This is a genomic window from Terribium retamae (genome assembly GCF_022347545.1).
Lineage (GTDB): Bacteria > Pseudomonadota > Alphaproteobacteria > Rhizobiales > Rhizobiaceae > Mesorhizobium > Mesorhizobium retamae.
In genome coordinates this window covers 1-10,880 of record NZ_JAKREW010000083.1, presented here as the reverse complement: position 1 = coordinate 10,880, position 10,880 = coordinate 1, and the positions used below count along the sequence as shown (strand labels likewise).

11 protein-coding genes are annotated in these 10,880 nt (G+C 61.9%); 8 read left to right on the top strand and 3 right to left on the bottom strand.

Going from position 1 to position 10,880, the window contains the following annotated elements:
- A partial coding sequence (locus tag L4923_RS29940; protein WP_239370755.1) for an alpha/beta fold hydrolase occupies positions 1-517 on the bottom strand: 517 nt, incomplete at its 3' end.
- A 52-nt stretch (positions 518-569) separates the two neighbouring features.
- Positions 570-1,016, bottom strand: a complete 447-nt coding sequence (locus tag L4923_RS29935) for an SRPBCC domain-containing protein (RefSeq protein WP_239370754.1) — start codon at positions 1,014-1,016, stop codon at positions 570-572.
- 157 nt (positions 1,017-1,173) lie between these two features.
- Here L4923_RS29935 and L4923_RS29930 point away from each other — a divergent pair, with 157 nt between their 5' ends.
- Both L4923_RS29930 and L4923_RS29925 read left to right on the top strand, forming a co-directional pair.
- Entirely contained in the window at positions 1,174-2,106 is a 933-nt protein-coding gene (locus L4923_RS29930; protein WP_425531036.1) for a GlxA family transcriptional regulator, read from the top strand.
- 102 nt (positions 2,107-2,208) lie between these two features.
- Positions 2,209-2,841, top strand: coding sequence for a hypothetical protein (locus tag L4923_RS29925; RefSeq protein ID WP_239370752.1), 633 nt, complete (start codon positions 2,209-2,211; stop codon positions 2,839-2,841).
- Here L4923_RS29925 and L4923_RS29920 read toward each other — a convergent pair.
- Positions 2,819-3,055, bottom strand: coding sequence for a hypothetical protein (locus L4923_RS29920; protein WP_239370751.1), 237 nt, complete (start codon positions 3,053-3,055; stop codon positions 2,819-2,821). The genes L4923_RS29925 and L4923_RS29920 overlap by 23 nt on opposite strands.
- Positions 3,056-3,174: 119 nt before the next feature.
- Here L4923_RS29920 and L4923_RS29915 point away from each other — a divergent pair, with 119 nt between their 5' ends.
- From L4923_RS29915 to L4923_RS29890, 6 genes are all read left to right on the top strand, one after another.
- On the top strand, positions 3,175-3,372 hold the full coding sequence (locus tag L4923_RS29915) for a hypothetical protein (RefSeq protein ID WP_239370750.1): 198 nt from the start codon (positions 3,175-3,177) through the stop codon (positions 3,370-3,372).
- A 396-nt stretch (positions 3,373-3,768) separates the two neighbouring features.
- Entirely contained in the window at positions 3,769-5,526 is a 1,758-nt protein-coding gene (locus L4923_RS29910; RefSeq protein WP_239370749.1) for an SIR2 family protein, read from the top strand.
- Complete coding sequence (locus tag L4923_RS29905) at positions 5,523-6,158, top strand: hypothetical protein (RefSeq protein WP_239370748.1); 636 nt, start codon at positions 5,523-5,525, stop codon at positions 6,156-6,158. Before L4923_RS29910 ends, L4923_RS29905 begins: the two co-directional genes overlap by 4 nt.
- Positions 6,155-8,584 carry an AAA family ATPase gene (locus tag L4923_RS29900; RefSeq protein WP_239370747.1) on the top strand — a complete coding sequence of 810 codons (2,430 nt, stop codon included), beginning with the start codon at positions 6,155-6,157 and terminating at the stop codon, positions 8,582-8,584. The genes L4923_RS29905 and L4923_RS29900 overlap by 4 nt, the downstream gene beginning before the upstream one ends.
- A gap of 178 nt (positions 8,585-8,762) precedes the next feature.
- The gene (locus L4923_RS29895; RefSeq protein WP_239370746.1) at positions 8,763-9,998 is read left to right on the top strand and encodes a putative DNA modification/repair radical SAM protein; all 1,236 of its coding nucleotides are present in this window, start codon (positions 8,763-8,765) and stop codon (positions 9,996-9,998) included.
- Between the two features lie 2 nt (positions 9,999-10,000).
- The coding region (locus L4923_RS29890; protein WP_239370756.1) for a TIGR03915 family putative DNA repair protein at positions 10,001-10,880 on the top strand (880 nt) is incomplete at its 3' end.

Here is a 10,880-nt window from a genome sequence, read left to right as displayed (position 1 = left end):
CGCCGGACGTGGAAGAGACGGAAACCAGCGACAGCACACGATCCGGATGGCTGGCGGCCAGCATCTGGGCGACCATGCCGCCCAGCGAGTGGCCGACGACATGGGCGCGCCTGACGCCCGCGGCATCGAGCACGGCGACGGTGTCAGCCGCCATGTCGGAGAGGTCGTAGGCCGGGGGATGGCCCGCCATGATGTCTTCCATCGAAGGGGGCGCGCCGGCCGCGCCGAGCATGGTGCTGCGGGCGGAATCGCGATTGTCGAAGGTGGTGACGCGGAAGCGCGGCGCCCCGCCGCCCGGGGGGCGGACGCCCGCCGCGGCGAGCGCGGCTGTGAAGCCATCGCCGGGACGGGTCGCCGCCCCCTGCCCGTTGATGATGACGAGCGGGATGCCATCCTGCGGCCCCTGCAGCCAATAGGCGAGTTCCACCGCGCCATTCCTGGCCGTGCCGACGGGCTCTCCGGCAACCGCCGGCGTCAGGCAAAACAGGGCAAACATCGTGAGCGCGCTTTTGAGCATGATCTTTCTCCTTGCGGTAAGAGCCGCCTTCGGGCTTTTCGGCCGGCGCCGTTCAGGTGCGGCCGAGATAGGCGGCGAGCTGTTCGAGCATGCCCTGCCAGCCGGAGCGGTGGCCCTCGAGGTCATCGAGGCCATCGAAATAGAGCCCCTGTTCGAGGAGCCGCAGGCGGGTTCCGCCCTGCACCGGCTCGAAGGTGGCGGCGACCGTGCCGGCGAAGGTGAGCCTTCCCTGGCTGGCGAGCGAGGAGGAGTAGACGATGCGCTTTGCCGGCTCGATCGCCAGATAGCGGATCTCGTTGATGTAGTGCCGGCCGCCGGTGGGACCGAAGCGGCAGATATCCGTTTCGCCGACGGCGAAGCGGAACACTTCGAAAGTGAGATCCCACCCCTCGCCCGGATCGCCCCAGATGCGCTGCGCCTGTTCGCTCGCCCAGGCGGCGAAAACAGCCTCGGCCGGCTGGGCGTAAACCCTGGTCAGATCGACGGTTCCCTCAATCATGGCCTGTTCCTTTCGTTGCGGATGGAGACAGGGTGCAGGAAAGCGAATACGGATTTTAGCGGTTGACTCGACGTTTTCGGGGCATTTGTGCCATAGAACATGGATGCCGATACGCCCGCTTCGCGTCTCCATCCTCAGCCTGCCGGAAAGCGGCACGATGGCGGCCTTCGGCCTGCACGAGGTGCTGGGCGACACCGGAACCAATGAGGCGGCGCTCTCGCGCGGGATGCAACCGACGCTGGTGGCCAGCCGCAGCGGCACCTATCGGACCGGCACCGGATTGCAGGTGACGCCGGATGGCGGGCTAGGCGACGCCGATGTGGTGATCGTGTGCGACATCCATCTTGGCCGCGACGAGACGCCGGAAGGCCGCTGGCAAAGCGAGATCGAGTGGGTGCGGCGCCATGTCGAGCATGGCGCGCTGGTCTGTTCCACCTGCAGCGGTTCCGTGCTGCTGGCGGAGGCCGGCCTGCTGGACGGCGCCGAGGCTGCCTCGCACTGGACCATGGCCGACCTGTTCCGCGACCGCTACCCTTCGGTGAAGTTCCGGCCGGAGCGCATCCTGTGCGACAGCGGCCGCAACGGCCAGCTGATCACCACCGGCGGCGCATCATCCTGGCAGGACCTGGCGCTCTACCTGATCGGCCGGTTCTGCGGGGCGGAAGAGGCGGCGCGGGTGGCACGGCTGTTCCTGCTGGGCGACCGCGGCCACGGCCAGCTGCCCTTCGCCTCGATGGCGCGGCCGCGCCAGCACAGCGACGCGGTGATCGCGAAGATCCAGGCCTGGCTGGTGGACCATTACGCCACGCCCAACCCGGTTTCGGCGATGGTCGCCCGCTCCGGGCTGGCGGAGCGCAGCTTCAAGCGGCGCTTCTCGGCGGCCACCGGATACAGCCCCGTGGAATATGTGCAGGCGCTGCGGATCGAGGAAGCCAAGCAGATGCTGGAGACCGAGGACAAGGCGATCGAGGAGATCGCCGCCGCGGTGGGCTATGAGGACCCGACCTTCTTCCGCAGGCTGTTCAAGCGCCGCGCGGGCGTAACCCCTGCCCAATACCGCCAGCGCACCCGCATCCGCGGCCTGCGCTAGCGGGGCGCAGAGCACGGCTACTCCGCAGGCGGCGGCCTGAAAGAAAACGTCACGAACTGGTCGAGTTCTTCCGCCGGGCGGTAAGGCTGGCGGCGCAGCGTTATGGACCGTTCGCGGAAATCCGCATCCGCCTGCGACAGGGCGCGAACCTCGCCCTGGCTGGTCGTGGTGCTGAAAGACCGCGATGGCGTCGAAGGCCGCCTCGCTGGACCGGTAGCGGCCCGGGCCGCCATTGGCGCGTTCGAACAGGGCCAGCACCTCGCGGGCACTGAGCTTGAACAGTCGTTTGCCGGCGTAATTCACCTGCGCGTGGCGCGCCTCGACCGTGACGCCGTCGAGCTTGCCGTCGCGATATTCGAGCAGGATCGGCACCTGATCCTTCGTCAGATTCTGCGTGGCGAAATCCGCCATCCCTCGCGCGGCGCTGCGCACGGCCGCGATGGTCTCCTGCGACAGGGTTGCGCCATGCTGGGCGATGATCGCTTCCACATCGGAGACGACATGGGCCTGGGAGATCAAGGGGCTCGGCTCACCATAAAGCGGCGCCATCGCGGCGACGGCCTGCGGCGACAGGCCGAAGGCGAGGTGGCCGATGCCGTGATGCGGGGCGATCAGCCAGTCGGCATTCATGTCTTCAGCCTGGGAGCCGGCGACTGCAGGCGCCAGAAGCGCGGCGCAAAGAATGATGGGCCAAAGGAGCGCCCGCATGACCTCAGCCATTGCCCTTCGCCCTAACGGCCTGCCACAGGCCGAACAGGAACACCACTGCGCCGATGACGAAGGTGGGCACGAAGATCTGCAACGCCTCCCAATCCCGCCATTTCAACGAAAAGCCGGTGCAGCCTGTGGGGCTCATGCCGCAGGCGAAGGCGTTGAGCAGATACCAGCCGGCGAAGGTGGCGCCGAAGATGACCGCGCCGACGATCATGAGGATGATTGCGGATTTCATGTCTGCTGATAGCGGCGGGTGGGGTTGAGGGCAATGCGGGCTGCCAGTGTTCGAGCAAGCCCGGCACTTGTCAAATCGCCGGCTCCGATAAAAAGTCTGTGTGGGTTGGGGGATCGGCGATGATGGAATGGCTGGGCAGCAAAGGATTCTGGATCCTGGCTGTGCTCTGGTTCATCTGCTTCGGCATCTTCAGGTCGAGCACGGATGACCGCAACTGGCGAGCAACGGCGTTTTTCGGCGGTGTTACTGTGTTCCTGTTCCTAGCGATCATGTTTCTTACGGCGGGGGGGTGGTGCGTGGCGGTGAGCGCAGGATGATACGCGGCCAAATCCTGTTAACGGAGAACGCCGTTTCTCTCGAATTCGCAGGAAAGCACGCTAGCTTGGCGACTCTATGATTTTTGGTGATTTGCTCGACATGAGCGGGGTCTTGGTACCACCTGCCGGAGCAGTGTCGGCTCTCACCACCGACTTGCAATATTTGCAACCGCCAGTAATTAAATACCTTCAGAAGTACGAGAACTCACCGTCCGATATCAGCTGACATGCTCAGCAATATACTAACCACTACCAGTTCAAAGGCATACTGATCGTCACTTCATCTGCGGCTAACCGCCTTATTCCGCGGAATCACCGCAGCGCTAGACAATATTTTATCAATAAGTAGTGTCTCTCTCGCAGGTAGTGTAAGTACGCTGCGGGGGGATAGTGGGCGTGGTGCTGGATCCGACAGCCGATGAAATTACGGTGCGGGAGGTGCTTGCGAAATTCGACACTGATTTCGCCTCGTTCGCACTCGCAGTAGAGAATGGCGAATTTGCACTCTGGGTTGGCTCAGGAATTTCAAGAAAGGCACCTAGTCTCGGAGATCTCATTGAGCGGGCATTCGACTATGTCCGCGAGAGAGCAGTAGAGCCTGCGACTGAAGCTGTTTACATGCCAGCGCTTGAGGAAGCGCTTGGACTTGCGGAGGTCAACCCTCCGGACGTCAAAGAGTTTTACGAATCTCCGCTTGCTGACTGGCCACAGGGTAAAGCAATCATCGATCGACTGTGGACGAAATATTCACGTGTGCTCGACATCCGTATTGCTGGAACCGACCCGGATTTCATCCTGTGGGAAGCGATCGACATCCGGCAAGCCTTCGCACAGCCCGCATCCCCCGCGGCTGAACATCTCTGTATCGCAATCTTGATTCTGGAAGGCGCGGTCCAGGCGATCGCTTCGGCTAACTGGGACGGTTTCATCGAGACAGCCGTCGAGCAGCTAAGCAGTGGTGTGCCTGGGGTCCTTCAAGTCGTGGTCGACCCCGATCAGCTCCGGGGACCCGCTGGTCGCGCACGGTTGTTGAAGTTTCATGGCTGCATAGTACATGCCTCGCGAGAGCCTCTCGTCTTTCGGAGGTTTCTGACCGGAAGTTATACGCAGATTATGGACTGGCCAGAAACCGCCGCGTTCGCGGCGATGCGTAATGCGGTTGTCGGGCTTGCCACGACACAAAAGACCCTCGTCCTTGGGCTGTCGATCCAAGACAACAATCTACAGACACTTTTTACCCGCGCCAAAGAAGTGCACGCATGGCCGTGGCCTTGTGCGCCTGCCGCGCCAGCGCACATCTTTTGTGAGGAGAGCATTAAGCAAGGTCAGCGCGATGTGCTCCGTCTCTCTTATGGCGACGCGTACAATCACGATCCGGCCGCAGTGCACGCGGCTACGTTGCTTCGTGCGTGGGGCGAAAAGGTGCTGATTGCCTTGGTCCTAAAGCTCCTTACAGACAAGCTTATCCGGTTGATGGAGCTTTCCCTGGGCGCATTGGGGAAAGGTCAAATCTCCGGCGTCCTTGCGCCGCGGCTAAAAGCGTTCCGGGACGATGTTGCCGATCTCGCTATCCCCGGCGTAGATGCGCATGATCGGACAACCTTTACGAATCAGGCGATTGCGTACTGGTCCCGTATGCTTTCGCTGTTCCGTAGCGGCGCTCTACCTCAAAAGCCTGACGCCTATGAGGCATTGAGTAATTCGACGCCAAGTCTGATTGCAGCTGACCCGAATGCACAAGCCATGGGCCTTGGCCGGCTTGGGATTTTGTTGTCTTTGTTGCAGTATGGTCGGGAGGAAGGCCATTGGGAGCTCCGCCTGCCGGCTTCGAATGATCTGACCTCAGGTGCAATGATCGCGCGCGCAGCGCGGCCGGATGGAATCGCCCGCCCCCTATTTCTCGTAAAATCAGCCACCGATGCAATTGCCCTGAAGAGCAACGGGGCCTTCGCCAACGACGACGCGATTATTGTCCATGCGGATGATACTTGGCACCGTATGGTGGATGAGGGCGCGAGCCCACGACGGGTTCGCTCGGCTCCGGGGCGGACTGGTCGAGTAGGCGAGACGCATGTAAGCCTTGGTGATCTCATAACTCGGTACAGCGATGGCGCAGCCCTCCAGCAAGAATTTGTCGCCAGGATGATGTTATGACCAACTCACCGCTCGTGCAGGCAATTCAAGAGCGACTTCGCAATTCTGGCTACAGTAGCCTTTCGACCCCATTTAAGGTGGCAAGTGTCGAATTTGCCTTTACCGGCGCGATGCGCGGGCGCGATGGTAGAGCTCTCGATCTGGTGCTACTCGTCGATACTACGACAGGCGACTTCGGAGACCGAGACGGTGCTCGCGTCCGCCAACGTGTCGAAGCACTAAGTCGCGCCCTCGATGTTACTGGGTCGCGCTATGTTGTTACGGTCATTCTTGCAGGCGCCGTACTAGCGGACGGGATAGAAGCGCTCTCTGAGCTTTGCCGCGTGCTTCACGTGGAGAACGTCGCGCTGAACGACCGAGGCGAGCCAGCTAACGAAGTCGCCGAACGACAGCTCGACGATCGTATTCGCGTTTTGTTGCCGCTAACTTTGCCGACTCCGCTCGCAGATTCTGGCAGCGGTACCGGGCCAGCAATGGAGCAGCTAATTCATGCGCTACCTACCGACACAAACACGGAGTTGTTGGGTGCAGTACTGGAGGCCTCCGGAGCCGGCGAGGACGCAGTGATGACGGCCGCGGCGGCGGTGATTGCGAGCGCGCTAAACTCCGGCTTCGAAGAGGAGCAATCGTGAGCGATTTAGTCCTGAAGAGCCTTGATGTGGTCAATTTCCGCAGCATCCGCGGGCATGTCCATGCCCCCCTCGACGCGAAAGTCGTAATTGTCCATGGAGAGAATGGAGCCGGGAAGACAAGTTTGCTTTCCGCTCTTGAGCTTGCATTGACCGGGGGTGTCCAATCGCTTCAGCGAGCCGACCCCGCATATGAAAAACAATTACTGCATCGCTCGGCGTCCGACGGGCGCGTATTGCTTCGAGCGGTCGCTGGAACCTCCGAACATAACTTCCGCGCCGATCTCAACCCACAAGGGGCACACTCCGTCGATGCACTGGATGAGAAGCTTGCCGCGTTTTTTAGAGAGCGGTCGTTTTTACCCCAATCATTACTTGGGCAGTTACTTCAAATCTACCAGGATGCCGGCAGCGATGCTGCATCTCCGCTGGCGCAGTTCGTAGGCAAGCTTTTGGGCCTCGATCGGCTTGATGCACTAGAAGCTGGGCTGAAGGCGTTAATCGACGTGCGCAACGTTCGTAAGAACGTGGACGGGTGGCTAGTGGCGGAGAACGAGAGGGCACGCCTCGATCGATTGCTCGCGGAGCAGCGAAAGGCTCGCCGCGTGTTTGATGAGCAGATCCAAACAATCCTCGCCGAACTTACGACGCTCTGCACATCCCTCGATATCCCCGTGAAAGTGCACGAGGAGCTCCTTGATAGACTCGCTGACGAGCTTGGTGACGAGAGAGATGCGGACGCATTTGCCCTACTCGCAGATCAGCAGCGGCGACTCGCTTCGATTCGTCGAGAGATTTCGGACGCCCGCTCTGCAACAGGCGAGAACGCCCCTATCCCGGCGACTGGATCGGACGAGGCGACCAGAAATTTTGCCCTTTGGGAAGCAGAGCATGGCGCTCGCGTCAGCACCATTCGCAGTCGCGTCGAAGCCGCCCTGCCCGACCTCTCAATGCCGAGCGAGCCCTCGCAATTTGCAGAGGAGGCACTGAAGCGCCTACGCACCGAGCAGGGGCAGCAATCGGATCGCGCGAACCAAGCGCGGATCGATATTAGGCGTCATGCGGTGGCGCTAGACGAACGCGATGTCGCTGTTCGACAACGTGACACGATCGACGACGAGGTCTCGCGATTGTCCAGCAGCGCTGGGAGCTTGGGTTCGGCGCTGGCAGAACTAACATCGTTTATCGCTGATGACGTCTGCCCTGTCTGCGATCGCGATTTCCGCGAAGTCAGCGGCGTTACCCTCAGCGAGCACGTCCACGGAAAGATTCGGACACTGTCGGCGTCCTCGGAAAGGCTATTGCTTCTGGGCCGCGCTCGAAGCGAGGTGCAGGTCACCATCGAGCGTCTGGATCGTGAGGTGGAGTCTATCGCAGCACGCATGTTGGGGGAGGAGGCCCTCGCTGAGGTCGACCGCCATCTCGCTACGACCGAGAGATTAATCGCCGAACTGGAGGGCCTAAGTGAGGTGCTGCAAGAGGGCGGACGGCTGCGCGCAGCCGATATCGCCGCGAGGCGAGCCGTAAGTGAAGCTCAATCGCGCCATGTGTCGCTTGCCGCCGCACGTGAGACCCTAAGTAGCTTTGCACGGTCTGTAGGTGCGGCCGCCATCGAGGAAGGTGAATCCTTTGAGGCGGCAGCATCCCGCGTCGACCAGCTTCTGGGTACCCAAGCGGCGCGGTTGGAACGGCGTCTCTCAATGCGTCGCCGTGGAACAGACCTTGTCGCAACCATTCGGTCGGCGATGGCGCGTCGACAAGACGCCGACATCCAGATTGCTGCAGATCTCGAAGCGTGGAATCGAGCCGAACAAGCACTGGGCCGTGCGCAAATCCTGCGTGATCAAGGGGTCGCAATTCGAAACGCGGTAGACAAGGTGCGGTCCGCCATAATTCGCCGAGAGTTCAATGATCGACTCAACAGGGTTTGGCGGGATTTGTTCGTGAGACTAGCGCCCAGCGAGCCTTTCGTTCCTGCATTCCGTATCCCCGTCTCATCCACGCAACGGCTCCAACCAAAACTGATCACCGAGCATCGGGATGGGGGCGACGCTGGAGGAACGCCTGGAGCGATGTTGAGCGCAGGCAATTTGAACACCGCAGCTCTCACGCTGTTCATTGCACTGCACCTCTCCGTACCAAAGGAATTACCTTGGCTAATCCTTGATGATCCGGTCCAATCGATGGATGACGTACATATCGCCCATTTCGCGGCCCTGCTCAGAACTCTCTCCAAAGAACACGGACGCCAAATAATGATAGCAGTCCATGATCGGCAGCTATTCGAATACTTAAGGCTCGAGCTCAGCCCCGCATTTCCGGATGACAGTCTGCTAACGTTGGAGTTGTCGCGAGGGGCTCGCAGAGATAGCGTCTGCGTTTCGAGGCGGCTGTCTTTCAAGGAGGAGACGGCACTTTTTGCGGCTTAAATTCTAATAGAGCTGAAGGAGAGGCAAGTCTTTCTTCGGCCTTCTGCTATTGTTTTCGCGGTGATACGTCGCGACGTCCGCACTATTCAATCGACAGCAGCGATGCCTCGTCTTCTGTCTTAGTAAGGTATCTATCAGCCCCATTGTCTTTTCCGAAGGCAGAACATATCATGAACAAATGAGCGCCCTCACCCTCACCGAAAAACTGGCGATCCTTTCGGATGCCGCGAAATACGACGCCTCCTGCGCCTCCTCCGGCGCGGAACAGCGGGATTCCCGCAAGAGCGGCGGCATCGGCTCGACCGAGGGCATGGGCATCTGCCACTCCTATGCGCCGGACGGCCGCTGCATTTCGTTGCTGAAGATCCTGCTGACCAATTTCTGCATCTATGACTGCAGCTATTGCATCAACCGCTCCTCCTCCAATGTGCGGCGCGCGCGCTTCAGCGTGGACGAGGTGGTGAAGCTGACGGTCAGCTTCTACAAGCGCAACTATATCGAAGGGCTGTTCCTGTCTTCGGGCGTCATCCGCTCGCCCGACGAGACGATGGCGGAGCTGGTGGAGGTGGCGCGCAGGCTGCGCGAGGAGGAGAACTTTGCCGGCTACATCCATCTGAAGACGATCCCCGAATCCGCGCAGGACCTGCTGGATGCGGCGGCGCGTTATGCCGACCGGCTGTCGATCAATGTCGAGCTGCCGACCGACGAGGGCGTGAAGCGGCTGGCGCCGGAAAAGCGGCCGGAGACGATCCGGCTTTCGATGGCGGCGCTGCGTTCCAAGATCGAGGAGAAGTCGGAGCCGACGCTGCGGACCAGGAAACGCCAGCGCTATGCCACGGGCGGGCAGTCCACCCAGATGATCATCGGCGCCGACGCCACGCCCGATGCCGGCATCCTGAAGGCCAGCGCGCGGCTCTATGGCAGCTACCGCCTGCGCCGCGTCTATTATTCGGCGTTCAGCCCGATACCCGACGCCTCGTCCTCGCTGCCGCTGAAGAAGCCGCCGCTGATGCGCGAGCACCGGCTCTACCAGGCCGACTGGCTGATGCGCTTCTATGGCTTCGCCCAGAACGAGATTTTGGACGGGCGGGAAGACGGCATGCTGGACCTGGAGATCGACCCGAAACTGGCCTGGGCGCTGCGGCACCGGGCGATGTTTCCGGTGGATGTGAACAAGGCCGAGCGGGAAATGCTGCTGCGCGTGCCGGGGCTGGGCGAAAAGGTGGTGACGCGCATCGTCGAGACACGGCGGCATCGCCGGCTGCGGCTGGAAGATGTCGGGCGGCTCTGCCATTCCATCGCCAAGGTGCGGCCCTTCATCACCGCGCAGGGCTGGTCGCCCGGCGGGCTGACCGACCAGACGGCGCTGCGCGACACAATCGTTTCCTCCTGCGAGCAGCTTTCGCTGTTTTGACGATGCTCGACCTTTCGACCTACAGCGTGCACCTGGCCGGCGAGACCGACTTCGAGGGCTGGCGCGATGCGGCGCGGCGTCTCGCGCTGAACCATGTCGCGCCGCAGGAGATCGCCTGGGTGGTGGACGCGGAGGCTGAGAACCGGTTGCCTGCCGCGCCGGTGGGCGGCCAGCTGAAGGTCTCGCGCGACTTCGTCGAGCGTGCGGAAGCGGTGTCGTGTCACAGCGATGCCGAGCGCTTCGCCCTGCTCTACCGGATGCTGTGGCGGATGCGCGAAGAGCCGGAGCTGCTGAAGATCGCGTCCGACCCGGATGTCAGGCGGTTCGAGGCGATGGAGAAGGCCGTCGGGCGCGACATGCACAAGATGCGCGCCTTCGTGCGCTTCCGGCAGATCGGCGAGGGCGAGGACGAACGCTATGTCGCCTGGTTCGAGCCGGAGCATTTCATCGTCGAGCGCAATGCGCCGTTCTTCGTGCGCCGCTTCACCGGCATGCGCTGGTCCATCCTGACGCCGCTTCTGTGCGCGCACTGGGACAGAGCGGAACTGAGCTTCACGCCCGGCGCCGACAAGGGCAGCGCACCGGCCGATGACGCCACCGAGGAATTGTGGCGCACCTATTACGAGAACATCTTCAACCCGGCGCGGCTGAAGACCAAAGCCATGCAGAAGGAGATGCCGAAGAAATATTGGCGGAACCTTCCGGAGGCGCCGCTCATTCCCCATCTGGTGGCCGGCGCCGAGGCCGCCGCCATGGAGATGATCGCGAAGATGCCAACGGCTCCCGCTCCCCATCACGCCAAGGTGCAGGCCAAGCACTGGCCGACGCCGGCCGCGCCGGAACGCAGCGACGACGGCGCGGATGCGCGCTCGATCGGGGACC